This window comes from Bradyrhizobium sp. UFLA06-24 (assembly GCF_054967145.1).
Genome location: NZ_JADFUE010000001.1, coordinates 279,925 through 304,792, shown reverse-complemented (window position 1 = coordinate 304,792; position 24,868 = coordinate 279,925). Strand labels below are relative to the sequence as shown.

The following is a 24,868-nucleotide window of genomic DNA, read 5'->3' as shown; positions in this document are numbered from 1 at the left end:
GAAAAAAGCGGCAATGGCGATGGCCATTGCCGCTCTGCAATCTCCGCTTCCGACGGTCTCAGGTGGGGCGTAACGCCTTGCCACTGAGGTCGAGTTCGTTGACCTGCTTATTGCGCTCGGAATCGGCCGCCGCACGATGGTCGGTCGCCAGCACGACATAAACCGCCGGCAGCACGAACAGGGTGAACAGCGTGCCGATCGACATGCCGGCGACGACCACAAGGCCGATCGAGAAGCGACTGGCCGCACCGGCTCCGGACGCTGTCAGCAGCGGGATCAGGCCGGTCACCATCGCAGCCGTCGTCATCAGGATCGGCCGCAAACGGATGCGGGCCGACATCTCGATGGCCGAGCGGCGGTCGAGCCGCTCGTTGACCTGGAGTTCGTTGGCGAACTCCACCATCAGGATGCCGTGCTTGGTGATCAGGCCCACCAGAGTGAGCAGACCGACCTGGGTGTAGATGTTCATGGTCGCCACGCCGAAGAACAGCGGGATCAAGGCACCCACGATCGCCATCGGCACCGAGATCATGATCACGAACGGATCCCGCAGGCTCTCGAACTGCGCGGCCAGCACCAGGAAGATGATGATCAGCGCGAAGCCGAAGGTGATGGCGAGCTGATTGCCTTCCTGCACGTACTGCCTGGAATCCGCGAGATAGTCGTGACTGAAGCCCTGCGGCAGCTTCTTGGCCTCGCCCTCGAGGAAGTCCACCGCGGCGCCGACGGTGACGCCGGGCATCGGCACGGCCGAGAACGTCGCCGAGTTGAGCTGATTGTAGTGCGTCAGCGAATTCGGATCGGTCTTGGTCTTGATCGAGACCACGGTCGACAGCGGAAGCTGCTGCCCGGTATTGGTCGTCACATAATAGCCTCCGAGCGATTCCGGAGAGAGGCGCTCGCTACGCGGCACCTGCGGGATCACCTGATACGAACGTCCTTGGAGATTGAAGCGGTTGATATAGTTGCCGCCGAGCAGAACCGCGAGCGTCGAGCCGAGATTCTGCATGTTGACGCCAAGATCCTGCGCCTTGGTGCGGTCGATCGTGACTTCGACGTTCGGCTGGTTGTAGGCGAGATCGCTGTCGGAGACGATGAACATGCCGCTCTTGCGGGCCGCGTCCTTCAGCTTCTCCATCTGCTCATAAACGGTCTGGAAGCCCGCGGTGGAGCTGATGACCATCTGCACCGGCAAGCCCCCAGGGCCGCCCGGCAGCGGCGGCAGGTTGAATGCGAAGGCCTGGACGCCCTCGATCTTGGAAAGCTCGGCCTGAACCAGAGGCTTCAGCGCGATCGAGGAGCGCTTGCGCTCGTCCCACGGTTTGAGCAGCATGCCGGCGATGCCGCCTTGCGGACCGTTGATGCCGTTCAGCACGAAGCGAAGATCGGTCTCCGGGAAGCTCTGAAACTTCTTGTCGAGCTTGTCGCCGTAGAAATCGACATAGTCGATGTTGGCGTATTTCGGCGCCTTGGTCACCGCGAACACGATGCCCTGGTCTTCCTCAGGCGCCAGCTCTTTCGAGGTGTGCATGTAGAGGAAGCCGACAAGCCCGAGGATCGTCACCGCGAACAGGCCGGTGATGGCCTTGTAGTCGAGCGAGCGATCGAGCCGGCGGCCGTACCAACGGGTCAGCGCGCCGAACACTCTGTTGACGAGCTTTGCGAAGCGGCCCTCTTCGGTGTTCTTGAGGAGCACCGAACACATCATCGGCGACAGCGTCAGGGCGATCACGCCCGACACGATCACCGAGCCGGCGAGGGTGAAGGCGAATTCGCGGAACAGCGAACCGGTGAGGCCGCCGAGGAAGCCGATGGGGGCATACACGGCCGCGAGCGTGATGGTCATCGACACGACGGGGCCGACGATCTCGCGCGCGCCTTGGAGCGATGCCTGGACTGGCGTCTTCCCTTCCTCCAGATGGCGGTGAATGTTCTCCACCACAACAATGGCATCGTCGACCACGAGGCCGATCGCGAGCACCATCGCGAGCAGGGTCAGCAGGTTGAAACTGAATCCCAGCGCCAGCATCAAGGTACAGACGCCGATCATCGACAGCGGGATGGTGACGACGGGGATGATGACCGAGCGGAGCGAAGCCAGGAACAGGAAGATCACCACGATCACGATGATCACGGCTTCGCCCAGCGTCTTCTCCACCTCGTCGATCGAGGATTGGATGAACTTGGTCGAGTCGTAGGCGACCTTCATCTTCATCGACGGCGGCAGGTTGCGTTCGAGCTCGGGGAACAGCGCGCGCACGCCCTTGACCAATGTCAGCGGGTTGCCCTGTGGCGTCGCCTGCACGCCGATGAAGATCGCATGCTCGCCGTTGAAGGCGACGCTCGCGTCCGTGCTCTGGGCGGCAAGCTCGACGGTGGCGATGTCCTCCATGCGCACAAAGCCGCCGTCCTTGGCCTTGACGATCATCTTCTTGAACTGGTTGACGTCGGTCAGACCCGTGTTCGTCGAGACGTTCGAGACGATGAGGTAGCCTTTGGTCTGGCCCGCCGCGGACTGGAAGTTGTTGGCCGTGATCGCGGAGGCGACGTCCGCCGGCGATACGTTGCGGCCGGCCATCTTCACCGGATCAAGCCAGAGCCGCATCGCAAAGGTCTGACCGCCGAGGATGTCGGCCGAGGCCACGCCGTCCACCGTCGACAGCACCGGCTGAACCACGCGCGTCAGGTAGTCCGAGATCGCCGAGCCCGACAGCTCCTCCGAGGAGAATCCGAGATACATCACGGCCGTGGTCTGGCCCGTGGTCTTGGTGACGATCGGGTCGTTGGACTCCTTCGGGATCAGGTATTTGACCGAGTTCGTCTTGGCCAGCACCTCGGTGAGCGCCTGGTTCGGATCGAAATTCAGCTTGATGTAGACCTGGATCGTCGAGGTGCCGAGCACCGAGGATGAGGTGATATAGTCCACGCCCTCGGCGGAAGCGACCGCCTGCTCGATCGGCGTCGTGATGAAGCCCTGGATCAGGTCCGCGGACGCGCCGGGATAAACGGTCGTGATGTTGATGACCGTGTTCGACAGTTTCGGATACTGCCGGATCGGCAGCACCATCGCCGCGCGCAGTCCGATCAGCAGGATCAGCAAGCTGACAACGACCGACAGAACCGGGCGCTTGATGAAAATATCAGTAAAGGCCATCGCGGCGATCTCGATTTCTTTGTCTCAAGAGACGTGATCCGGCCAAGCCGGATCACGTGAGTGTCTCGTCAGTAGCGCGGCGGCTGCGCAGGGATCTGCGGAGCCGGATCGGTCGAAATCGCAACGGGTGCGCCCGACTGCAGCTTCAGCTGGCCGACGGCGACGACCTTGTCGCCCGCCTTGACGCCCTTGATGATCTCGACACGACCGTTGACGCGGTTACCGGTCTGCACGAAGGTACGCACTGCGGAGAGGCTGGTCTTGCCGTCCGCTTCCTTCTTCTCGGTGATCACGAATACCGAGTCTCCATACAGCGTGTAGTCGACCGCGGTTTCGGGAACGGTGATCACGGCCGGGTTGTCCGGCAGCACCACGGTGGTGGTCACGAACATACCCGGCTTCAGGATCTTCTCCGGATTGGCGATCGTCGCCTGCACGCGGATGTTACGGGTATCGGTCGCGATCTGCGGCTCGATCGTGGTGATCTTGCCGTCGAAGGTGCGGCCCGGATAGGCGTCGACCTTCAGCCGGACCGGCTGGCCGACCTTGAGGCTGCCCGAGTCCTTTTCCGTTACCGTGAAGTTGGCCCACAGTTCCGACAGATCCGTCAGCGATACGATCGCCGTGCCGGCGGTCAGATACTGGCCGACCTCGACCTTACGGACGCCGAGCTCGCCGGAGAACGGCGCGCGCACCAGCTTCTGCGAGATCAGCGCTTCGGTCTTGGCGATCCCGGCCATGGCTTGGTCATAGGTCGCCTGCGCGGCATCGACGGTCGACTGCGGACCAAACTGGCGCGCCGCCAATTGTTTGGCGCGGTCGAGCGCGAGCTGCGCGCCAGTCGCCTGCGCCTTGTAATTGGCAAGGTCACCCTGCTCCGGGGCGTCGAACAGCTGCACCAGCGGAGTGCCGGCCTCGACATGCGTACCGGGCTCAAACTTGATCTCGGTCACGCGGCCATTGACGTCGGCGGTGACGTCGACCTGGTGCACGGCGGCGAGACCGCCGACCGCGGTGAGCAGGTTCGGCACCACCTCGGACTTCGCTTCCGCTGCGCTGACCAGGGTCGGCGGCGGCTTGTTGTTGGCGAAGAACTGCTTGATCATCTGGCCGCGGAAATAATTGAACCAGACGAGACCACCGACGAGGGCGCCGAGAAGCGTGCCGACGATGATGAACCACAGCACCGGCCGGACCGGACGCTTGGGAGCCTTGCTGTCGATCGGTTCGCCCGAAATCTTGTGTTCGGTTACGATGTTCATTGTCATACGCTTTCTGCAATTGCCGTCTTGCCCACACCACCGGCCTGATCGTGGCCCAGATGCGAAGCAATTGCGGCGTCGTTAAGTCCGATGCCTCGGAGGAGAAACTCACAAAGCTGCCGCTCCAGATCGTTCGGACCGCCATAGGCGAGACACGGCATGGAGGGCAGCCTGGTCAGCGCAGCTGTCATCACCGTATGATGCGCAAACCAGAACAGGTTGAGTGGCTCACCGCCGCAGACCCGCGCATCGCCGGCGGCGACGGCTCGGTCGAGCGAGGCGACGAAGATCGGTCCGATCAGCGCCTCGATCTTGGCATATAGCAAACGCGCGAACTCGCCGTCATCCAGATGACTGGTGGCCATCAGTCGCAGGCGTTGCGCCTCCTCCTGATCAGGACCGTCGGCGATCAGCAGGAAATGCTGGACCATGCCGCGGATCAGCTCGACCAGGGTAGCCGTCGACGGCTCCCGCTCGAGGAGCTCGGTCAGCGCCGGGTCCGCTTCGCATTCGTCGCTCAGGATCTCGGCGTAGAGCGCCGCCTTGGACGGGAAATGCTTGAACAGCAGCGCCTCGGAAATGGCAGCAGCGGCCGCCACGCTCTTGGTCGTGGTGCCGTTATAACCGTGTCGGGCAAAGCAGCGTTTCGCGGCACCGAGGATCAATTGACGCCTCAGGTCGCTCGTCATACGCAATGAGCTCATGCTAGTGAGTAACCACTCACTAGCCCGAAAGTCAAGCACTATGCTGCATCGCAACCTGAATGCGTTGTAAAATCAGGAGAAATCAGCCTCCCCTGCACGTCCTGCGAGCAGGACTTTGGCGACCTAGATGGGCTGAAAGCCGAGGTCCCCTCGGATCCGGTTGAGAATGTACGTCCCATCCCGCGTGGGCAGGATGCGCTCCAGATTGGCGCTGTCGATCTTCACATTGGCAAATCGAGGCCCGGCCGTGAGGTCGTGGACGGCTTTGGCGAAGGCCTCCACCTCGGCCATGGTCGAGATCGCCCGGCTGTCCTTGATACCGCAGGCCCTGGCGACGCCGACGAGGTCGGCAGCGGCGGAGGTATGGCTGGTCTGGCCGCCGGTCTCGCCATAGGCCTCGTTGTCTAGCACCGCGATCGAGAGGTTGGTCGGCTTCTGCAGGCCAATGGTGGCAAGGCTGCCCATGCCCATCAGCATCTCACCGTCGCCGGTGATGACCAGCACCGGCAGTGTCGGCTGAGCCAGCGCGAGGCCGAGGCCGATCATCGCAGCGCCGCCCATGCCGCCCCAGAGATAGAAGTTGCGGGCGTGGTCGCCGGCGGCGGTGATGTCGTTGGTCGAGGCCCCGAGGCCGCCGATCGCGACGACGTCCTTGCGGTTCGCAAGCAGCGCGGAGACCACCTGACGGCGATCGAGGAGATTGGCCTTGCTCATTTGGTGAAAACCTTGGCGCCGATCAGGCGCTGCGACAGCAGGACGGCGGTGGGCGTGAGTGCGCTGTAGGCCTGCGCCGCAGCTGCTTCCAGCACCGCGGGCACCTCGGCCGCGTTCGAGGCGCGCAGCACCTTGATGCCCGAGAGCTCGAGTACGCCCTGCGTGGTCGAGCCCATCGGCACCTGCCACGGATTGAACTCGCCCCACTCACCTCGCATCGTAACGAGCGTCAGGAACGGAAAGCGCAGGATCGGGATCAGCGACAGCATGTTGATGCAATTGCCGACGCCGCTGGACTGCATCAGCAGGACGCCGCGCTGGCCGCCGGCCCAGGCGCCGGCGAGCAGCGCCACGCCCTCCTCCTCCGTCGTCAGCGGAATGCCGCGCATCGCAGGCGAGTCCAGCACGCGCAGGATCAGCTTCGAATGGCCGGCATCGGGCACGTAGGGCACCTGGCGGACGTCGAAGCGTTGCAAGGTCGCGAAGATATCGTCGGGCCAGGTCGGCGCCGTGTCGGCAGCATCAGTGCGGGCGTGCATTTTCCTGTCCGGTCGGCTAGCAAGGTTCGAAGAGTGTAGACGCGTCCACGCATCGACCAGAACAACAAAAACGGCATAACGGCTTTAACGTGCGAGTATAACGGGATGAACGCAGATGCGAAGGAGCTGGCGGCGAGCTTCGACCTCGAGAGACTGACGCCGGAGTTCTACGACAACCCCTATCCGACCTATCGTGCACTGCGGGAGAACGAGCCGGTCAAGCGCCTGCCTAGCGGCACCGTGTTCCTGACCCGCTATGACGATCTCGTCACCACCTACAAGAACACCAAGTCGTTCAGCTCGGACAAGAAGCGCGAGTTCGCGCCGAAATATGGCGACACGCCGCTCTACGAGCACCACACGACGAGCCTTGTCTTCAACGACCCGCCTTCGCACACCCGCGTACGCCGCCTGATCATGGGCGCGCTGTCGCCCCGCGCGATCGCCAGCATGGAAGGCGACCTCATCAAGCTGGTCGACGGCCTGCTGGACGCCATCGCCGCCAAGGGCCGTTGCGAGCTGATCGAGGATTTCGCCACCTCGATCCCGATCGAGGTGATCGGCAATCTGCTGGACGTTCCCCATGAGGAACGCGCGCCGCTACGCGACTGGTCGCTGGCGATTCTTGGTGCGCTCGAGCCGGTGGTGTCGCCTGAAGCGGCTGCGCGCGGCAATACGGCCGTGACGGATTTCCTTGGCTATCTCGAAACGCTGGTCGCACGTCGGCGCGCGAAGCCGGGCAATCCTGATCGTGACGTGCTGACGCGCCTGATCCAGGGCGAGGAGAACGGCGAGCGGCTGACCGAGAAGGAGCTCCTGCACAATTGCATTTTCCTGCTCAATGCCGGCCACGAGACCACGACCAATCTGATCGGCAACGGCCTCGTCGCGCTGCATCGGCATCCCGACCAGAAGCAGCGGCTGATCGATAACCCCGACCTGATCAAGACCGCGGTCGAGGAGATCCTTCGTTACGAGAGCTCGAACCAGCTCGGCAATCGCATGACCACCGAGCGGGTCGAACTCGGCGGCGTCATGCTCGAGGCCGGCACGTCGGTGACGCTGTGCATCGGAGCTGCCAACCGCGACCCCGCGCAGTTTCCCGATCCGGAACGTTTCGACGTCGCGCGCACGCCGAACCGGCACCTCGCCTTTGCCACCGGCGCGCATCAATGCGCCGGCATGGCGCTGGCGCGGCTCGAAGGCGCGATTGCGATCTCGCGCTTCCTGGCGCGCTTCCCGGACTATGCCGTAAGCGGCCAGCCGGTGCGGGGTGGTCGGGTCCGGTTTCGGGGCTTTTCAAGCGTGCCTTGCGCGACCGGATGAGGTCTTAAAACAAAAAAGTCGAAAACAACCCCATGCACAGTAGACCGCGGCCGGCGCGAATGCCGCGGTGAATCCGCACAACCATTTGGCACCTCAGGCAATCCACTGCGCCGCGCGCAATGGACGCCAGAACGCCTACACCAGCGCCTTGTGCCGCGCGATGCAGGTGCGCAACACTTCGTCCATCGGCTTGCTCCACCAGTCATTGGAGAAGATCTCGATCTCCGAATAGCCGGCAAAGCCCTGCGCCTCCACGGCCGCGCGCACCGATTTGATGTCGATGACGCCATCGCCCATCATGCCGCGGTCGTTGAGGATGTCTTTTGTCGGCACCAGCCAGTCGCAGACGTGGAAGGCGAGCAGGCGATCCTGGCCGGCACGCGCGATCTGGCCCATCAGCTCAGGATCCCACCAGATGTGGTAGACATCGAGCGCGACGCCGAGCATGCCGGTGCGATCGGGATCGAGCCGGTCGCAAATGTCGAGCGCCTGTTTCGTGGTGTTCACGCAGGCGCGGTCGGCGGCATAGGCGGGATGCAGCGGTTCGATCGCCAGCGGCAGCTTCGCCTGCCTGGCATAGTCGAGCATCTCGGCGAGCGCTTCCTCGACCTGGCCGCGCGCTGCAAAGATATCCCTGGACGCCTCGCTGCCGGGCCGCGAATATTGCGGCAGGCCGCCGACGACGAGAACGATGCAGGGCGCGCCCAGCGCCTTGGCCTCATCGACGCAGCGCCTGTTGTCGTCGCGCACTTCGCCCCGGTGCGCCACATCCGAGGTGAACATGCCGCCACGGCAATAGCCTGACAGTTCGAGGCCGGCGTCGCGCACCGCGCGCGCCGCGCGATCGAGACCGACGGCGGCGACCTGGTCGCGCCAGGGATCGATGGCGCGAATGTCGTGCCTGGCACAGGCGTCGATGATCTCGACGAGATCACCCTGTTTGCGGACCGTTGCCGTGTTCAGCGACAGCCAGCGGTGGTCGGAGGAAAAATCGCGCATCAGGGTTCGATACCGTGGGTGGCGAGCACGGTCTTCATCCGCTGCGTCGCGAGTTCGGGATTGGCGAGCAGACCGGCCTTGTCGGCCAGACGGAACAGCTCGGCCAGATGCAGCGTGGAGCGCGTACTCTCCTGGCCGCCGACCATGGTGAAATGGTCCTGATGGCCGTTGAGATAGGCCATGAAGACGACGCCGGTCTTGTAGAAGCGCGTCGGCGCCTTGAAGATGTGACGCGACAGCGGCACCGTTGGACCCAGCACGTCTTGGAAGCCGGCTACGTCGCCGGCCGCAAGTCGCGACAGCGCATAGGATGCCGCCGGCGCGATCGCGTCGAAGATACCGAGCAGCGCGTGCGAAAAGCCCTGTTCGTCGCCGGCGATCAGCTCCGCGTAGTTGAAATCATCGCCGGTATACATCCTGATGCGCTTGTCGAGGCGGCGGCGCATGTCGATCTCGCGCTGCTTGTCGAGCAGCGAGACTTTTACGCCGTCGACTTTGGCCACGTTGCCGTTGATGATGGCGACCGCAATGTCCATCGCCTTGTCGAGATCTTTTGTGCCCCAATAGCCGCTCAGCGCCGGATCGAACATGTCGCCGAGCCAGTGGATGATCACGGGCTCGCGGGCCTGCGACAGCACGCGATCGTAGACCTTGGCGTAGTCGTCGGCATTACGACCGAGCTTGGCGAGCGCGCGAGAAGCCATCAAGATGATGCGGCCGCCGACCTTCTCGACCGCCGAGATCTGCTCCTCATAGGCGCGGATGACGTCGTCGATGGTCTTGGCGTCCTCAACCGCGAGATGGTCGGTGCCGGCACCGGAGAACACCAGCGCATTGCGGCGCTTGGCGGCGCCGACCGAGCGCGTGATCAGCTCCAGAGAGGTCGGCCAGTCCAGCCCCATGCCGCGCTGTGCGGTGTCCATGGCTTCGGCAACGCCAAGCCCGAGATCCCAGATGTGCTCGCGGAAGGCGATCGTCTTGTCCCAGTCGACGGCGGCCGACAGCCAGGGGTCGTTCTCCGCAAGGGGATCGGCAACCGTGTGCACAGCCGAGAAGGCGATGCGGTTCAGCGGCCCCTCGAGCTTGGTGGGGAACGTGCGCGAGGCTGCGAGCCGGTAGGTCTCGATCGAGCGATCGGGTTTCGGCAGTTTTAATGACAATGACGACATGGGTTGAACGGGCTTATTCATGTTCTCAGACCTCTCCCCGTCATTGCGAGCGAAGCGAAGCAATCCAGAATGCCTCTGCGGCAAGAGTCTAGATTGCTTCGTCGCTTCGCTCCTCGCAATGACGGCTGGGTAGACATCGGGGACTTATCCGCCAGGCTCAGACCTTGATCGGGGCGACGTCGATCCAGCGCCGCTCCTTCCAGCTCTTCAGCGCGCATTCGGCGAGCTGCACGCCCTTGGCGCCTTCGAGCAGCGTGAACTTGTAGGGCGCATCCTCATAGACGTGGCGGATGAACATCTCCCATTGCTCTTTGAAGCCGTTGTCGTAGGAGACGTTGTCGGGCAGCTTCTGCCAGTCGCCGTAGAAATCATGCAGGCGCTTCTCATCGGGATTCCACACCGGCCTCGGCGTCGCCTGCCGCGCCTGGATCATGCAGTCGGTGAGACCTGCGACCGCCGAACCGTGGCTGCCATCGACCTGGAATGTGACGAGGTCGTCGCGATAGACGCGCGTCACCCAGGACATGTTGATGTGCGCAATGATGCCACCTTCGAGCTGGAAGGTCGCATATGCGGAATCGTCGGCGGTCGCCTTGTACGCGTTGCCCTGCTCGTCGAAACGCTCGGGAATGTCGGTGTTGCCGATGCAGACGACGCTTCTAACGTTGCCGAAGAGGTTGTCGAGCACGTAACGCCAGTGGCAGACCATGTCCAGAATGATGCCGCCGCCGTCCTCGCTGCGATAATTCCATGACGGCCGCTGCGCCTCCTGCCAGCCGCCCTCGAACACCCAATAGCCGAACTCGCCGCGCACCGAGAGGATGCGACCGAAGAAGCCGGAGTCGCGCAGGAACGCGATCTTCTTCAGGCCCGGCAGGAACAGCTTGTCCTGCACCGTGCCGTGCTTGACGCCCTTGGCATTGGCAAGTTTTACCACCTCGACGGCTTCCTCGAAATTCGTCGCGATCGGCTTCTCGCAATAGACGTGCTTGCCGGCGTTGATGGCCTGGGTCAGCAGGCCGGGGCGCGCCTGCGTGGTCGCGGCGTCGAAGAACATGGTGTCGTTGTTGTCGGCCAGCGCCGCGTCGAGGTCGGTTGTCCAGCGCGTGACGTTGTAGCGTTTGGCGAGCGCTTCGACTTTCTCGGCGCTGCGGCCGACCAGGATCGGATCGGGCATGACGCGGTCGCCGTTCTTCAGGCGGACGCCGCCCTGGTCGCGGATCGCGACGATCGAGCGGATCAGATGCTGGTTGAGCCCCATACGGCCGGTGACGCCGTTCATGATGAGGCCGAGGCGTTGGGTGGTCATGCCAAATACTCCTGAAGTGATCCTGGCTGTTCGAGTGGACGAAGCGCCGACCAGTCCGGATGGACCGAGGTGGCAAAGCCCACCGCATGAAGCGATCCCGTCAGGAGATCGCCGTTGTGAATGTTGAGACGAATGCCCTGCCCGGCATCGGCATAGAGGTCGGGATGCGCGGCGGCGAAGGCCTGCACTTCGCCAGCCGGCGTTTCGCCGAATCCATCGACATAGTGGTGACCGTTGCGCTCGGCATGGGCGACGCCGATGAAGGCGCCGAGCGCGAGATCCTGCTGCACGGCAAGGCCGGCCTGGCAGGTCAGGTCCTCGCCCGTGATGAAGAACGTCTCGCCGCCGGCGCTCCATTTCGCTGCACGGGTCGCGTTGACGATGGATTTGTACAGGCCCTTGCAGGATTTGGAGGAAATACCGTGGTAGCCGAGCGCCCGCGCCGCGGGGAACGCGTCGTAGGAATCATCGGCCTCGTCGATGATGAAGCTGTATGCCGCCAGCGAGCCGAGCGGCGACCGCCTCGTGATGTCGCGCGGCATCGGCTGTTCGATATAGAGCAGGCGCGAGGCGATGGGACGTAGCGCGGTGTCATGATCCAGCCGATCCATCAGCGCTTGCAGCGCGGCCAAATCGGCGTACTGCTCGTTGGCATCGAGCGTCACCTTGGTGTCGCGTCCCAGCGCGTCGAGCTCCTTGCCGATGCGCGCCAGCCGCGCCGCATCGGAGGCGGGATCGCCACTCAGCTTCAGCTTGAAATACCGTGCACCGGCGTTCTCATGTCCGTCGGCAACACCGCCCTCGCCTTCGATGGAATCGTCGAGGCCGACCGTATGCCTGACGGCGACGCGCGGCAGCGGTTTGCGGCCGGCAAGAAAGATGGTGAGATCCGCATCCTTCAGATCGGGCGAAAGCTGCGCATCGATACCGGCAATGTTGCCGGTCATTCCATTGAAAAAGTCGGTCTCGGCCGCACGCAAGAGCGCATCGAGAATGGCCTTGTCGATCTCCGCAGGGCCATAGGCGGCCGCCAGCGTCGGGATGTTTTCTTTCGCGCAAGCCGCGACCTGCACATCGATGCACGAAGCATGCAGATCGAACGCGGACTGGAATCCGGTCCGCGCCAGGTAGAGCCCGCGCGCGATCTCAAGCGAGCGGCGCAGGCCGTCGACCGTCTGCGCCGGCGACAGCTCCGGCCGCTTGTCGAACCATTTCGGCACCAGCAACTCGGCGCTGGCGCCGACCGCTAGGCCCCTGCCCTCGACCTCGATCTCGACGCGTGCGAACAGCTGCGGCGTCGCGTTGATGGTCACAGCGCCAAAGCGGAACGGCCGCGCGAACTGCACGGGACGTTCGAAGAAGGCTATGTCTCGCAGCTTCAGGCGCGGGGGCATGGCTTCAGTCCAGCGAACCTTGCGAAAAGAAATGCTTACGGATGCGCTGCACGAGTTCCGTGAAGACAGGGTCCGCCATCACCTCGAGCGAGCGCGGACGCGGCAGCGGGACGTCGTAGATCGCGGCGATCGCGCCGGGGCGCTCGGTCATGACCAGCACGCGGTCGGCGAGGAACACGGCCTCGGGAATCGAGTGCGTGATCAAGAGAACCGTCTTCTTCGTCTCGCGCTGGATCCGCATCAGCTCGACATTCATGCGCTCGCGCGTCAGTGCATCGAGCGCGCCGAACGGCTCGTCCATCAACATGATCCGGGGATCGTGCACCAGCGCACGGCAGATGGAGGCGCGCTGCTGCATGCCGCCGGAGAGCTGCCAGGGCAGCTTCTTCTCAAAACCTTCGAGGCCAACGAGCTTCAAGAGCGACTTGGCGCGATCGAGATATTCCTGGCGCGGCAGCCGCTTCATGTCGATCGGCAGCATGACGTTACCCAGGATGTTGCGCCAGGGCAGCAGCAACGCGTTCTGGAAGACGATGCCGACATTGCCGTGCGGCGTCGTCACCTTCTCGCCCTCGACCAGCACCTCGCCCGTCGTCGGTGGCAACAGCCCGGAGATCAGCTTGAGCAGCGTGGACTTGCCGCAGCCCGACGGCCCGACCACGACGAAGAACTCGCCATCGTTGATGTGGAAGTCGAGCGGCCGCAACGACGGCACATCGCCGTCGCGCGTCCGGTAGGTCTTCGACACGCCCGACAGCGTGATGCCCGACGCATCGCCGGCCCGGTCGTTCACCAGTCGAAGATGCGCGGCCGGCTGGTCTGTTGGAGTGGCCTTTTTCGGTATCATTCAGTCACATCCGATCGAACACGCAAGTTACATTCGTCATTCCGGGTCGCGACGAAGTCGCGAACCCCGAATCCATCGGGCAGCAGGTTCTGACGAAAAATGGATTCCGGGTCCGCCCTCCGGGCGTCCCGGAATGACGGGAGTGGATGTTTCACGATCCACTCTTCGGCAGGTAGTCGTTGGTGTAGAAGGCCTTCGGGTTCTCCTTGGCCTTGGCGTCGAGGCCGCCATATTCGACCATCAGGTTGACACTATCGGTCATGTTCTGGTCGGTGACCTGGAACGGCCGCTTGCTCTTGGTCTCGGCGGTCCGGTACAGCGGAATGGTCAGCTCGAAGCCCTGCGTCAGCGTGTCGATCTTCCCGCCCTTGGGGTTGGCATCGAGAATCGACTGCGCCGCCGCCTTTGGATCCTTCTCGGCGGCTTCGACGGCCTTGGTGGTCGCCGACATGAAGCGGCGGACGAGATCGGCATTGGCCTTCACATAGTCGGTGTTGGCGATGATGCCTGAGGAGACCATGTTGATGCCGTAATCGGCAAACTTGATCGGGTAGACGTCCTTGCCGGTGGCGTCCTTGATCTTCATGGACTGGTCCATGACGTAGCCGAGCAGGAGATCAGCCTGGCCGTTGATGACGGCATTGAGCTTGGTCTGGCCGTCCCCGGCAACGGTCTTGAAGTCGCTCTCCTTCAGGCCGGTCTTCTTCAGGAACAGCGGCCAGATCTGGGTCATGGAATCGGCCGGCGTGATCGCCACCGTCTTGCCCTTGATGTCCTCGGGCTTCCGGATGTTCTTGTCGGCAAACCCCATGACGGACATCGGCGAGGTCTGCAGCAACACACCGGTCGCGATGACAGGCGCCCCCTTGATCGCCGCGCGCATCATGGTCGGAACGTCGACATAGCCGAAATCGGCAGTCTTGGCCGCGACGGCCTGCGTGGTTGCCGCCGAGCCGCGTCCTTCCTGGATTTCGAGGTCGATCCCTTCGGCGGCATAGATGCCCTTGGCCTTGCCGTAATAGAACGGCGCGTGCTCGCCATAGACGTACCAGTTCAGCATCAACACGACCTTGTCCGCCGCCTGCGCCGGCATGGCTGCAAACGCCATCAGCACTCCGGCTGCAGCCCCGATCCACCGCTTCATCGTCACTCTCCCTTGTCGTTATGTTTCGGCCGTTGGTGGCCGTTCATGGCTTGAACTCAAGAGGCGAAAATCACGTCCTCGCGCTGGCTGACATGCCAGGGAATGACCAGCTTCTCGATCCGGTCGACGATCCAGAACAGGATGACGCCGAGCAGCGCGAGGAGCACGAGCGCTGCGAACATGGTCGGCAGATCGAAGGTGCCGATCGAGCGCTGCATCACATAACCGATGCCGGAATTGGAGCCGACGAACTCGCCGACGACGGCGCCGACCACCGCCAGGGTCACGGAAACCTTCAGGCCGGAGAAGATCGCCGGCAGCGCGTGCGGCAGATTCACCGCGCAAAACACCTGAAAGCGGCTGCCCTGCATGGCGCGGGCGAGATCGACCATGTCAGGATCGACCGATTTGAAGCCCTGTACGGCGGAAACGACCACAGGGAAAAAGCCGAGCAGAAACGCCGAGATCACCTTCGGCAGGATGCCGAAGCCGAACCAGACCACGAACAGCGGCGCGATCGCGATCTTGGGCACGGACTGCGAGAATACCAAGAGCGGATAGACGTAGCTCTCCACCGTCTTCGAGCCCGCGATCAACATCGCGACGGGGATGCCGAACAGCGCCGAGAGCAGGAAGCCCCAGACGGTTGCATAGGTCGTCGGCCAGCACTGGCGCAGCAGTTCGGGCCAATCGGAACGGAGCACGGCGACGACGTCGGCCGGCGCCGGGATCTGATAGGCGGGAATCCTGAACAGCCGGATCGACAGATCCCAGGCCACCACGATGAAGACGAGGAACAGAAACGGCCGAACCCAGGCCGCGTTCAGCATCTTGGACACCGCACTATGCGGCTTCGGCTCGGCCAATTTTCACTCCCGGCAGTCTTCTTCGTTATCAGGAGAAATTAACCCGTTGGATAAATACTGTCCAGAGGATTCCCTGTGGCGTTTTGCGGCGGGTTCCGGGGCGCCGAGGTCTTATGAAGGGACAACGAAGGTGGTTGGGCAGGATAGTCGCGCCGCACACTCGGTGTCATTCCCCGCGAAGGCGCGCGAAGGCGGGGAATCCAGTACGCCGCGGCTTCTCCGTATCTCACCGGCGCCTCTGGGATACTGGATCGCCCGATCAAGTCGGGCGATGACCGCGGAGAGCTTGGAGGGAGCTCGTCGAAAGGCTTTAAACCGTCTGCGCCACCGCAGCGCGCGACTTCGGCGTCTTCGCGATCTCGAACAACGCGGCCGACGAGCCCGTCAGCGCGGCGAGCACCAGACCGACCATGTGCGCAAGCCGCTCGTCCTTGGCGTCCTTGGCGAGCAGGTCACGGCCGAAGATCACGCCTAAGGTGGCCGAGTTCGAGAGATAGAAGAAGCTGAGCGCCGCGATCGAGATGTAGAGCTGCACCGGATCGACCGCGACCTGGAAGTCGCCGCTCTCGACCCCTCGCCGCACCACGGTGCGGATCATCTCGACGAAGGGCGAGTGCATCGACTTGACCTTGGTCGAGCGCTTCAGATGCTTGGCGCGCGCGAGGTTCTCGGTTTGCAGCAGCGACAGGAACTCGGGATTGCGCAGGAAGTAGTTCCAGGTGAATTCGATCAGGCGGCGGATCGCCTCGGGTGGATCGAGATGCTCGAGATCGAGCCCCCGCTCCTCGCTGCGGATCTTGTCATAGGCGCCTTCGAGCACCGCCAGATACAGCTCATCCTTGTTGCCGACGTGGTAGTACAGCATGCGCTTGTTGGCGCCGGCCTTGGCCGCGATGCGGTCGACGCGCGCACCGGCGAGCCCGTGCGCGGAAAACTCCTGCTTGGCCGCCTCGAGAATGCGCAGCCGCATCCCCTCGGGATCGCGCTGCCATTTCAGGGTTCGCTTTGCGGTTGCCTTGGCCAAACCGGGTGCTCGCTGGGTGGTTACAAGACGCATGTAACACGCGCATAGGCGTTTGAGAACGTTCTGTCATTCCGGGGCGCGCCCCCTTTTGGGCGCGAGCCCGGAATCCATTGTGCGGCAGGGTTGGTGGATGATTGGATTCCGGGCTGGTCGCTGCGCGACGCCCCGGAATGACAGCTCACTCCGCCGGCTTCGGCGAACGCTCCAGCAGCACGGTCTGGATTCCGCAGGTGCCGCTGCGCACCGTCATGATGCGGGTGCCGGGCTTGCGGCCGTTTCTGATATCGCTGACGTCGAGGCCGGCGGCGATCAGGCGGGCGCGCGTGGCGTCGATGTCGGCGACACGCCAGCTCAGGCCCCAGAGACGGTCATGCCTGACATCGCCGCCCGCGACGGGGCGGCGCACCACCTCGACGATGAGATCGCCGCAGCGGAAGAACATCAGCTGGCCCCAATCATGATGCGAGCGGTCGAGCGCAAGATCGAGCCCGAGGCGCGCGCCGTAGAGCGCGGCGGCGCGATCGGAATCTTCGGTGGTGATTACGACGTGATCGAGCCCGTCAATCGGTGCGAAATCAGTTGGGGCCGACTTCGGACGCTCCTCGGCAAGTTCGAGGAAGAACATGCGCACGCCGCGCGTCAATTCGGTCGCGGCGCGCGTGCGCTTCCAATGCAGCACCGCCCCGCTCGCATCATCGCTGCTCTCGACCTCGGTGACTGGATCGGGCTTGAGCGCCACCCGGTCCAGCCGCCGGTGCATCTTGCCGATATCAGCGACACGAAAGCACAGGCTGGCGAGCATGCCCTCCTGGTCCTCGAGCAGTGCGCGCATCCGGTCCGCCGTCGCGGTGAAGCCGCTCGGCGCCATCAATTCGATGGTCATGTTGTCGAGGGTGAACAGCACGCGGTCGGCGCCCTCGCCGGAATTCTGCCAGGCCGGCGCGCGGGCGAGCAGCGTCTGATAGGCTGCCTTGGCCGCGGCGATGTCCCTGACCAGAACGACGACGTGATCGAGGCCGGTGATCATCTTTTCCCCTTCTTGATCGACGTCTCGATCAACCTGGAACCCTGGGCCGAAAAGCGGCATTTGTCCGGGCTTGGCATGAGCCTGACATGGTCGTATTCCGGCCATAGGCCGACCTCAAGCGCTCCGGGGCGGTTTTGCGAATAATTTCAGCGTCTCCGGCACGGAACCGGTGTTAGAGTAAATCCGCCGGCCGGACCACAAGCGCATCACGGACAAGCAATGCAGGCTCTCTTCATCGGACAGACCTATATCGACGTCGTCTTCATCACCGACCACATGCCGACCGGCGACGAAAAGCACGTGGCTTCGGACTACGCCGTCTCCTTTGGCGGCAATGCGGTGACGGCGGCGTTCTGCTGCGCCAAGCTCGGCATCGTGCCCGACCTGATCGCGACCGCGGCCAATGACTGGCTGGGACGCATGTTCCAGGACATGTGCGCGAAATACGCGATCTCGCTGCATGGGCGGAAGGTGAACCAGTCTTCGCTCTCCTTCATCATGCCGAAGGACGGCAAGCGCGCCATCGTCCGCTGCCGCGACGACGAGCACATCCACCCCTTCCCGATGCTCAATCTCGGCGGCTGCCGCGCGCTGCATGTCGACGGCCATCAGCCGGATGCCGCGATCCACTATGCCAAAGTCTGCCGCGAGGCCGGCATCCTGACCTCGCTCGACGGCGGCGGCTTGCGCACCAACACGCACGAGCTCCTGGAATTCATCGACGTCGCCATCGTTGCCGAACGGCTGTGCGAGCAGATGGACCTCACGCCGGAGAAGATGCTCGACTACCTCAAGAGCCGCGGCTGCAAGATCGGCGGCGTCACCATGGGCGAGAAGGGCCTGCTCTGGTACGACGAAACCGGGACGGTGCAGGTGATGCCGGCAATGCCGATTCCGCGCGAGCGCGTGATCGACACAAACGGCGCCGGCGACGTGTTCCACGGCGCCTATGTCTATTCTTACCTGGCCCATCCCGGCAAAAGCTGGCGCGAGCATTTCGACTTCGCGCGGGCGGCCTCGACCTTCAAGATCCAGCGCCTCGGCAACGAGGCCGGCCTGCCGACCCTTGTCGACATCGCCAAGGTCAGGCACGAGTTCGAAGTCCGGGTTTAGGGATTTGTAAGGGCGACATGTCATGGGGCGCGTCTTCGTCGCCGGGAGCATCAACATGGATGTGGTGGCGACCGCCGATCGCCACCCCAGGGTCGGCGAGACCGTCGCCGGCCGGCAGGTGCTGTATTTTCCGGGCGGCAAGGGTGCGAACCAGGCGGTCGCGGCGTCCAGGCTCGGCGCCAAGACCACGCTGATCGGACGGCTGGGCAAGGATGCATTCGGGGCCGAGCTGAGGACGTTCCTCGGTGGTCAGGGCATCGATCTCGGGTCGGTGCGCGAGGCTGACACGCACACCGGGACGGCGATCATCACCGTCGCCGCTTCCGACAACACCATCGTCGTCGTTCCCGGCACCAACGCGCTTGTCGGCGCCGATGACGTCGCTGGCGTGCCGCTGACGAAGGGCGATGTTGCGGTCAGCCAGTTCGAGATTCCTCTGCCGACCATTGCCGCGTTCTTCCAGCGCGCCCGGAGCGCCGGTGCCACGACGCTGCTCAATCCGGCCCCGGCGCAACAGATGCCCGGCGAGTTGCTCGCGCTGGTCGACGTCCTCGTACTGAACGAGACCGAGCTTGGGTTTCTCGCCGGCAGCGAGGTTTCCGACAGCGATGAGGCCGCAAAGATCATCGCGGTGGCGCGACAGCTTCAGGCGCGCGAGGACCAGACCATCTGCATCACGCTGGGAAAGCGCGGCGTGCTTGCGCTCGCCGGACGCGAGGAGTTTGCCCTGCCGGGCCGCGCGGTGAAAGCGGTCGATACCACCGGCGCCGGCGACTGCTTCGTCGGCGCGCTGGCTTCGCAGCTCGCCGACGGCGTCCCCTTGCGCGCCGCCCTCGCCTTCGCCAATGCCGCCGCCTCGATCAGCGTGCAGCGCATGGGGGCCGGACCGTCGATGCCGACGGCCGCGGAGGTGGCGGCGGTGCTCGGCGCCGGCTGATCAGGCCAGCGCACTCTTCAGGTCGAAGCTTTCGTCCGCGGCCTGCTCGGGCGTGATCGAGCGATCCATCGCCTGCAAGCGGCGGCCGAACATGTGATCGCCGGCACGGTTGATCGATTCGATCCCGAGCAGTCTGTCGCCGTGATAGCAGAACGCGGAAAACGCCTTCTTGGCGGGATCGCCGCGCAGCACGACGCGATCATAGCCGGCGGTGAGGCCTGCGATCTGGAGCTTGTCGTCGCCCTGGTCGCTCCAGAACCAGGGATGGCCGTCATACGGCTTCTTGTCGCCGGTCAGCCGCGCCGCCAGGCAGCGGGCGTGGTCGGTGGCGTTCTGCACCGATTCCAGCCGCAGCGAGCCGCCGAACCGCGGGCTTGCGAACAGAGCGCAGTCGCCGATTGCCGATATGTTCGGATCGGCCGTCGACAGATATTCGTCGACGATGATGCCGGCCGCAACCGGCAGCCCCGCCTCGGCCGCGAGCTCGATGTTCGGCAGCACGCCGACGCCGACCACGACGAGGTCGGCGGGCAGATGCCGGCCATCGCTCAAGGACACCCCGGTGACCTTGCCGTTCTCGGCCTCGATGCTCGTCGCCTGCACGCCGAGGTGAATACGGATGCCGGCCTCGCGATGCCGCGCTTGAAAGTATTCCGAGACCTCCGCCGTCACCGCGCGCGCCATCACCCGCGGCGCCAGTTCGAGCACGTCGACCTCAAGGCCCTTGATGCGCGCGGTGGATGCGAATTCGAGCCCGATGAAGCCGGCGCCGATGATCACAGCGTGCGTCTTCGACGGCATGATCTGTCGCAGCGCCTCGCTTTCGTCGAGGATGCGCAAGTATTTCACGTCGGGCAGATTGGCGTTGGGCAGATCGAGCAGGCGGTTGCGCGCGCCGGTCGCCAGGACGAGGTGGCCGTAGGCCAGCGTCTCGCCCGAGGCAAGCAGCACTTTGCGCGCGGCGCGATCGATCGAGACGGCGCGGCCGGCGATCAGCTCGATCTTCTGATCCTGATAGAATTTTTCGGGGCGGAACATCAGGCTCTCGGGCCCGGCGGAGCCCTTGATATAGGCCTTGGACAAAGGCGGCCGCTGGTACGGCAAATGCGCCTCGTCATTGACCAGGCAGATCCGTTCGGAAAACCCCGCCTGGCGCAGCGAGGCCGCGACCTGGTAGCCGCCATGGCCGGCTCCGACAATGATGACTGGACCCTCGGTCATCGGACAGCCCATTTCTGCAAGACACGAGCGTAACCCATGTTGCCACTTCTCCCCTGGTTTTGGCTTGGCTTGCCTAGGAGGAGCCGGCGCTCGTGTCCGTCCCTAAACGAAGGCGCCCGCATTTGAGCCCATCGTTCCGCCCGGCGCAAGAGCGGCGGGTGGGGATTGTCACTCCTCGGCTTCTGCGATTTAGTTGCAGCAATAACCTCCAGCCGGGGATTTCCGATGCCAGCTCCCGTCTCAAAGCCTGACGATCCCGCGCTGCTGCGGATTGACGGTGCGATCGCGACCATCACGCTCAACCGCCCCGCCGCGTTCAACTCGGTCAACCTTGCGATCGCGCAGAAGCTCGAACAGCTCGCGACCTATATCGAAGGCGACGACGCCATCCGCGTCGTCGTGCTCGAGGGCGAAGGCCGCGCCTTCTCCGCCGGCGGCGATCTCCAGACGATCGGGGCTGCGGCGGAAGCGGGCACCGTGACGCCAGTCGTTGGCGAGCTGCTCAAGCACTATCATTCATTCATCGAGATCCTCAGGCGCATGCCGAAGATCTCGCTGTCGAGCGTGCACGGCTCGGCGGCCGGCGCCGGCATGGGCCTCGCCTTCGTCACCGATCTCTGCATCGCCGCCGAGGACGCGAAGTTCACGCCCGCTTACGCCAAGATCGGCGTGTCGCCGGATGGCGGCTCGACGGTCGGAATCGTCGGCACGGTCGGCTCGCGCCGCGCGCTGCAGATCTTCCTCGCCGAGGACAATTTCACTGCGCAGCAGGCGTATGAATGGGGCCTGGTCGCCAAGATCGTTCCCGCGGCCGAGCTGAAGGCGGCCACGCGGCAGCTGGCCGAACGCCTGGCGCAGAACCCGCCGGCGGCCATTTCAGGCACCAAGTCGCTGGTTTATCAAGCCGCCACCACGCCGGTAAAACAGCAGCTCGATGCCGAGGAGCACAAGATCATCATGGCGATGAACACGGAGGAGTTCCGTGTCGCCGTGAAGAAGTTCACCAACAAGGGCAAGTAGCGCGCTACTGCGGGCAGATGTAGCCCGTCCCCGCCGGCGACTTGAAGCAGCCGACCGATTCGGGAAGCACGTGCCGCGGCAGCCACAGCACGACGCTCGGGAAATAGATCGCAAAGGCAATGGTGGCGAAGAACACGACATAGATCGGCAGCGCCGCACGCAGCGCCTTGGCAAAACTGATGCCGACGAATTTCGAGGCCATCAAGAGCACGAGGCCGTAGGGCGGCGTGATCAGGCCGAAGGCGAGCGTCGCGATCAGCACCACGCCCATGTGCACGCCGTTGATGTCGCCGGCCTCCGTCAGCGTGTTGACCAGCGGCATGAAGATGATGATGGTCGGCACCGGCTCGATGAAGTCGCCGACCACGGTGAACAGCAGCACCATCAGCAGCATGATCAGGTGCGGATCGTGGCCCGCAATCGAGGTGATCATCTCGGCGATGTAGCTGGCACCGCGCAAGTAAGCGAGCATCCAGCCGAACGCGTTGGCGGCGCCGATGGTGATTAGCGGCAGCGAGAAGATCAGGCCGGCCAGGCAGAAATCGTACGGGATCTTCTTGAAGTGCCCGCGGTTGAGCGCGGGGATCACCACCAGGATGATCCACACCACGGCGACGACGCCGGCCTCCGTCGGCGTGAACCAGCCGGTCAGGATGCCCCCGAGCAGGATTACCGGGATCATCAGCGGCAGCGCCGCATCGCCGGCGGCGAACACCACCTGCCGCAGCGGCGCGCGCGGCTTGCGCAAGCCCGAGGGGCCGAAGAAATAGCAGTAGATCATCAGGCCGAAGCCGATCATCAAGCCGGGCACGACGCCCGCCATGAACAGGCCGGCGATCGAGACGTTGCCGACCGCGCCATAGACCACCGCGGTGATGCTCGGCGGCACCAGCGCGGCGATGGTCGAGGCCGAGGCGATGATCGCGGCGATGAAGGCGGGCTCGTAGCCCTCGCGCTTCATCGGACCGCCCAGCGCCCGGCTCATCACGGCGACGTCGGCGGTGGTCGAGCCCGACATTTCCGAGAAGAACATGCTGAAGACGACCACGACCTGCGACAGCCCGCCCCTGATATGGCCGACCAGCGACACCGAGAGATTGGCTATTCGCACCACCACATTGGCCGAGCTCATGAGCTCGCCGACCAGGAGGAAGAACGGAATGGCGAGCAGCGCTTCGGAATCGACGCCGTCGAAGATCTTCTGGATGATCGCGGCGAGCGACACATCGGACAGCATCGCGCCGATGAAGACGCCGGCCATCAAGGAGAACGGCACGGGCACGCCGAGATAGCCGAACGACAGGAAGCAGATCGACATCAACGCCAGGACGACGGGTGCGCTCACGGCTGCGCCCTCGCCTGCGCCTCGGTGACGACGGGCGTCGCATCCTCGTCCGGCGGCGTGGGATGATCAAAGCCGTTGCGCAGGCCGTTGACGAGCTGCTCGATCGTGAACAGGCCGATCAGCACGCCCGACAGCGGGATGATCGCATAGAGCGAAGCGATCGGCGTGCCCGACGGCAGGCGGAAGCTGCCGAAGCCGCGCAGGTAATTCTGGTAGCCGTACCAGATCAAGCAGAAGGCGACGCCGAGCACGATGATCCGGATGATCACTTCGACGATCACCCGCGGCGTGCCGTGCATCGCCTCGGAGATCGCGGTGAGATAGAGGTGATCGTTGCGCCGCGTCGCTGCCGCCGTGCCGATGAAGATGGCGTAGATGAACAGCGTCGATGTGACCTCCTGGAGCCACAGCCAGGGATGGCCGATCGTGCGGGTGACGACGTCGGCGGTCACCGACAGGGAGAAGCCGAAGCACAGCACGCCGCAGAGGATCATCAGCGCGAGCTCAAGCCAGTCGAGCGCGCGCCATTTGAGATGGCGTTGGCGTTGGAGGATGAGCTTGTCGGCGATGGGCATTGATATCCCCGGCTGCGGCTGGCTACACCTCTCCCGCTTGCGGGAGAGGTCGGCGCGGAGCGCCGGGTGAGGGTTCTTTCCTCTCGGGGATTGTCCCAATGCGGAGACACCCTCTCCCCTGCCCTCTCCCGCAAGCGGGAGAGGGAGCGCACCGTCTTCCGGCATTACGTTAATTGATCGACCGGATCAGATCCTTGATCTTCTCGGCGTGCGGGCCGAGCTCCTTGGCGAGCTTGTCCAGATAAGGATCGGCGATCGCCGTAAAGCTCTTCTTGTCGACGTTGTCGACGACCTTGACGCCCATCTTCTTCAGCTTCTCGGCCGCACTGCGCTCGAGGTCGAACGCCTTCGCCGGCTCTTTCGTGCTGATCTCGTTGGCGGCCGCCTGCACCCAGCCCTTCTGCTCGGCCGAGAGGCTCTGCCAAAGCTTGTCGGAGACGAACACCAGCGCGTTGTTGGCTTCGTGCTCGGTGATGTTCAGCACCGGGGCAACTTCGTAGTGCTTGTTGACGAGGTAGACGTTGATGCTGTTCTCGGCGACGTCCACGACGCCGGTCTGCAGGCTGGTGTAGACGCTGCCGAACGGCATGTGCACCGTCTGGGCGCCGTACGCCGGGAACATGGTGTCTTCGGTCGCGGTCGCCTGTACGCGGACCTTCAGGCCCTTGATATCTCCGACATTGTGGATCTCCTTCTTGGAGTACATGTGACGGACGCCCTGCGAGCCCGTGCCGATCAAGTGCAGGCCCTGCGTGGTCTCCTCGATCATGGTCTTGAGCGCTTCGAACACGCGGGGGTCCGCAAGCCCCTTGATCACGTGCTGCTCGTCCCGGAACAGATAGTGCAGCGACATCACGCCGGCCTGCGGCGAGATCGTCGCTGTGTTGGCGGAGGAAACGATGGAGAATTCGACGTCGCCGGACTTGACGAGCTGGAGCACCTGCGGCTCCTGGCCGAGCTGCGCGCCCGGATACTGGTCGATGATCATGGTGCCTTTGCTCAATTCCTTGAGCTTGTCGGCAAAGAGGTCGCCGGCGATGGAATAGCCGGTGTTACGGGGCTGGTCGTAAGCGAAGCGATAGTGCTTCACCTCCTGTGCCCCCGCGCCCGTGACGAACAGCATGGCGGCCGCAGCCACCAACGCACGCATGGATCGTGCAGTCATCGTCTCCCCCTTGT

General features: G+C 64.0%; 22 protein-coding genes. 4 read left to right on the top strand and 18 right to left on the bottom strand.

Annotated features, from left to right (window positions below; all coding sequences use genetic code 11):
- Positions 1-58: 58 nt before the first annotated feature.
- The 5 genes from IF809_RS01355 to IF809_RS01335 form a co-directional block, all read right to left on the bottom strand.
- Entirely contained in the window at positions 59-3,154 is a 3,096-nt protein-coding gene (locus tag IF809_RS01355) for a MexW/MexI family multidrug efflux RND transporter permease subunit (protein ID WP_128967511.1), read from the bottom strand.
- Between the two features lie 68 nt (positions 3,155-3,222).
- On the bottom strand, positions 3,223-4,416 hold the full coding sequence (locus IF809_RS01350) for an efflux RND transporter periplasmic adaptor subunit (RefSeq protein ID WP_128967512.1): 1,194 nt from the start codon (positions 4,414-4,416) through the stop codon (positions 3,223-3,225).
- A 2-nt stretch (positions 4,417-4,418) separates the two neighbouring features.
- Entirely contained in the window at positions 4,419-5,120 is a 702-nt protein-coding gene (locus IF809_RS01345) for a TetR/AcrR family transcriptional regulator (protein ID WP_128969412.1), read from the bottom strand.
- A 123-nt stretch (positions 5,121-5,243) separates the two neighbouring features.
- Entirely contained in the window at positions 5,244-5,834 is a 591-nt protein-coding gene (locus IF809_RS01340) for a thiamine pyrophosphate-dependent enzyme (RefSeq protein ID WP_462836632.1), read from the bottom strand.
- Complete coding sequence (locus IF809_RS01335) at positions 5,831-6,373, bottom strand: phosphonopyruvate decarboxylase (RefSeq protein ID WP_462836631.1); 543 nt, start codon at positions 6,371-6,373, stop codon at positions 5,831-5,833. Before IF809_RS01335 ends, IF809_RS01340 begins: the two co-directional genes overlap by 4 nt.
- 105 nt (positions 6,374-6,478) lie before the next feature.
- On the opposite strand from IF809_RS01335, the gene IF809_RS01330 reads away from it, so the two are divergent.
- Positions 6,479-7,699, top strand: coding sequence for a cytochrome P450 (locus IF809_RS01330; RefSeq protein ID WP_462836630.1), 1,221 nt, complete (start codon positions 6,479-6,481; stop codon positions 7,697-7,699).
- Between the two features lie 135 nt (positions 7,700-7,834).
- Here the strand turns inward: IF809_RS01330 and IF809_RS01325 are convergent, their stop codons facing one another.
- The 9 genes from IF809_RS01325 to IF809_RS01285 form a co-directional block, all read right to left on the bottom strand.
- Positions 7,835-8,698, bottom strand: coding sequence for a sugar phosphate isomerase/epimerase family protein (locus IF809_RS01325; RefSeq protein ID WP_462836629.1), 864 nt, complete (start codon positions 8,696-8,698; stop codon positions 7,835-7,837).
- On the bottom strand, positions 8,698-9,888 hold the full coding sequence (locus IF809_RS01320) for a dihydrodipicolinate synthase family protein (RefSeq protein WP_462836628.1): 1,191 nt from the start codon (positions 9,886-9,888) through the stop codon (positions 8,698-8,700). The genes IF809_RS01325 and IF809_RS01320 overlap by 1 nt, the downstream gene beginning before the upstream one ends.
- A gap of 136 nt (positions 9,889-10,024) precedes the next feature.
- A complete protein-coding gene (locus IF809_RS01315) occupies positions 10,025-11,176 on the bottom strand; it encodes a Gfo/Idh/MocA family protein (protein ID WP_462836627.1) in 1,152 nt (383 codons plus the stop codon).
- Positions 11,173-12,570, bottom strand: coding sequence for an enolase-like domain-containing protein (locus IF809_RS01310; RefSeq protein ID WP_462836626.1), 1,398 nt, complete (start codon positions 12,568-12,570; stop codon positions 11,173-11,175). Before IF809_RS01310 ends, IF809_RS01315 begins: the two co-directional genes overlap by 4 nt.
- A 4-nt stretch (positions 12,571-12,574) precedes the next feature.
- The gene (locus IF809_RS01305; RefSeq protein ID WP_462836625.1) at positions 12,575-13,417 is read right to left on the bottom strand and encodes an ABC transporter ATP-binding protein; all 843 of its coding nucleotides are present in this window, start codon (positions 13,415-13,417) and stop codon (positions 12,575-12,577) included.
- 151 nt (positions 13,418-13,568) lie between these two features.
- Positions 13,569-14,561, bottom strand: a complete 993-nt coding sequence (locus IF809_RS01300; protein ID WP_462836624.1) for an ABC transporter substrate-binding protein — start codon at positions 14,559-14,561, stop codon at positions 13,569-13,571.
- 56 nt (positions 14,562-14,617) lie between these two features.
- Positions 14,618-15,427 (bottom strand): ABC transporter permease, encoded by an 810-nt coding sequence (locus IF809_RS01295; RefSeq protein ID WP_453979853.1) that lies wholly within the window; start codon positions 15,425-15,427, stop codon positions 14,618-14,620.
- 310 nt (positions 15,428-15,737) lie between these two features.
- The gene (locus tag IF809_RS01290) at positions 15,738-16,484 is read right to left on the bottom strand and encodes a TetR/AcrR family transcriptional regulator (protein WP_188637363.1); all 747 of its coding nucleotides are present in this window, start codon (positions 16,482-16,484) and stop codon (positions 15,738-15,740) included.
- A gap of 145 nt (positions 16,485-16,629) precedes the next feature.
- A complete protein-coding gene (locus IF809_RS01285) occupies positions 16,630-17,478 on the bottom strand; it encodes a VOC family protein (protein ID WP_128967523.1) in 849 nt (282 codons plus the stop codon).
- Between the two features lie 219 nt (positions 17,479-17,697).
- Here IF809_RS01285 and IF809_RS01280 point away from each other — a divergent pair, with 219 nt between their 5' ends.
- Complete coding sequence (locus IF809_RS01280) at positions 17,698-18,591, top strand: sugar kinase (protein WP_092295859.1); 894 nt, start codon at positions 17,698-17,700, stop codon at positions 18,589-18,591.
- Between the two features lie 22 nt (positions 18,592-18,613).
- Positions 18,614-19,528: a ribokinase gene (locus IF809_RS01275; RefSeq protein ID WP_462836623.1), complete on the top strand. Its 915-nt coding sequence runs from the start codon at positions 18,614-18,616 to the stop codon at positions 19,526-19,528.
- Here IF809_RS01275 and IF809_RS01270 read toward each other — a convergent pair whose 3' ends face one another.
- Positions 19,529-20,749 carry an NAD(P)/FAD-dependent oxidoreductase gene (locus tag IF809_RS01270; protein WP_462836622.1) on the bottom strand — a complete coding sequence of 407 codons (1,221 nt, stop codon included), beginning with the start codon at positions 20,747-20,749 and terminating at the stop codon, positions 19,529-19,531.
- Positions 20,750-20,974: 225 nt separating this feature from the next.
- On the opposite strand from IF809_RS01270, the gene IF809_RS01265 reads away from it, so the two are divergent.
- On the top strand, positions 20,975-21,769 hold the full coding sequence (locus IF809_RS01265) for an enoyl-CoA hydratase/isomerase family protein (protein ID WP_462836621.1): 795 nt from the start codon (positions 20,975-20,977) through the stop codon (positions 21,767-21,769).
- A gap of 4 nt (positions 21,770-21,773) precedes the next feature.
- On the opposite strand, the gene IF809_RS01260 is transcribed toward IF809_RS01265, so the two are convergent.
- The 3 genes from IF809_RS01260 to IF809_RS01250 all read right to left on the bottom strand — a co-directional run bounded on the left by IF809_RS01260 (position 21,774) and on the right by IF809_RS01250 (position 24,854).
- A complete protein-coding gene (locus tag IF809_RS01260; protein WP_453992180.1) occupies positions 21,774-23,114 on the bottom strand; it encodes a TRAP transporter large permease in 1,341 nt (446 codons plus the stop codon).
- On the bottom strand, positions 23,111-23,689 hold the full coding sequence (locus tag IF809_RS01255; RefSeq protein WP_462836620.1) for a TRAP transporter small permease: 579 nt from the start codon (positions 23,687-23,689) through the stop codon (positions 23,111-23,113). The genes IF809_RS01260 and IF809_RS01255 overlap by 4 nt, the downstream gene beginning before the upstream one ends.
- A 169-nt stretch (positions 23,690-23,858) precedes the next feature.
- Positions 23,859-24,854: a TRAP transporter substrate-binding protein gene (locus tag IF809_RS01250; protein WP_453992184.1), complete on the bottom strand. Its 996-nt coding sequence runs from the start codon at positions 24,852-24,854 to the stop codon at positions 23,859-23,861.
- Between the last annotated feature and the right edge of the window lie 14 nt (positions 24,855-24,868).

Coding starts and splice junctions, on each gene's coding strand:
- IF809_RS01280 (WP_092295859.1), top strand. CDS start 17,698: ATGCAGGCTCTCTTCATCGGACAGACCTATATCGACGTCGTCTTCATC.
- IF809_RS01350 (WP_128967512.1), bottom strand. CDS start 4,416: ATGAACATCGTAACCGAACACAAGATTTCGGGCGAACCGATCGACAGC.
- IF809_RS01345 (WP_128969412.1), bottom strand. CDS start 5,120: ATGAGCTCATTGCGTATGACGAGCGACCTGAGGCGTCAATTGATCCTC.
- IF809_RS01330 (WP_462836630.1), top strand. CDS start 6,479: ATGAACGCAGATGCGAAGGAGCTGGCGGCGAGCTTCGACCTCGAGAGA.
- IF809_RS01315 (WP_462836627.1), bottom strand. CDS start 11,176: ATGACCACCCAACGCCTCGGCCTCATCATGAACGGCGTCACCGGCCGT.
- IF809_RS01255 (WP_462836620.1), bottom strand. CDS start 23,689: ATGCCCATCGCCGACAAGCTCATCCTCCAACGCCAACGCCATCTCAAA.
- IF809_RS01265 (WP_462836621.1), top strand. CDS start 20,975: ATGCCAGCTCCCGTCTCAAAGCCTGACGATCCCGCGCTGCTGCGGATT.
- IF809_RS01320 (WP_462836628.1), bottom strand. CDS start 9,888: ATGAATAAGCCCGTTCAACCCATGTCGTCATTGTCATTAAAACTGCCG.
- IF809_RS01275 (WP_462836623.1), top strand. CDS start 18,614: ATGGGGCGCGTCTTCGTCGCCGGGAGCATCAACATGGATGTGGTGGCG.
- IF809_RS01285 (WP_128967523.1), bottom strand. CDS start 17,478: ATGATCACCGGCCTCGATCACGTCGTCGTTCTGGTCAGGGACATCGCC.
- IF809_RS01305 (WP_462836625.1), bottom strand. CDS start 13,417: ATGATACCGAAAAAGGCCACTCCAACAGACCAGCCGGCCGCGCATCTT.
- IF809_RS01270 (WP_462836622.1), bottom strand. CDS start 20,749: ATGACCGAGGGTCCAGTCATCATTGTCGGAGCCGGCCATGGCGGCTAC.
- IF809_RS01250 (WP_453992184.1), bottom strand. CDS start 24,854: ATGACTGCACGATCCATGCGTGCGTTGGTGGCTGCGGCCGCCATGCTG.
- IF809_RS01325 (WP_462836629.1), bottom strand. CDS start 8,698: ATGCGCGATTTTTCCTCCGACCACCGCTGGCTGTCGCTGAACACGGCA.
- IF809_RS01300 (WP_462836624.1), bottom strand. CDS start 14,561: ATGAAGCGGTGGATCGGGGCTGCAGCCGGAGTGCTGATGGCGTTTGCA.
- IF809_RS01335 (WP_462836631.1), bottom strand. CDS start 6,373: ATGCACGCCCGCACTGATGCTGCCGACACGGCGCCGACCTGGCCCGAC.
- IF809_RS01310 (WP_462836626.1), bottom strand. CDS start 12,570: ATGCCCCCGCGCCTGAAGCTGCGAGACATAGCCTTCTTCGAACGTCCC.
- IF809_RS01340 (WP_462836632.1), bottom strand. CDS start 5,834: ATGAGCAAGGCCAATCTCCTCGATCGCCGTCAGGTGGTCTCCGCGCTG.
- IF809_RS01290 (WP_188637363.1), bottom strand. CDS start 16,484: ATGCGTCTTGTAACCACCCAGCGAGCACCCGGTTTGGCCAAGGCAACC.
- IF809_RS01355 (WP_128967511.1), bottom strand. CDS start 3,154: ATGGCCTTTACTGATATTTTCATCAAGCGCCCGGTTCTGTCGGTCGTT.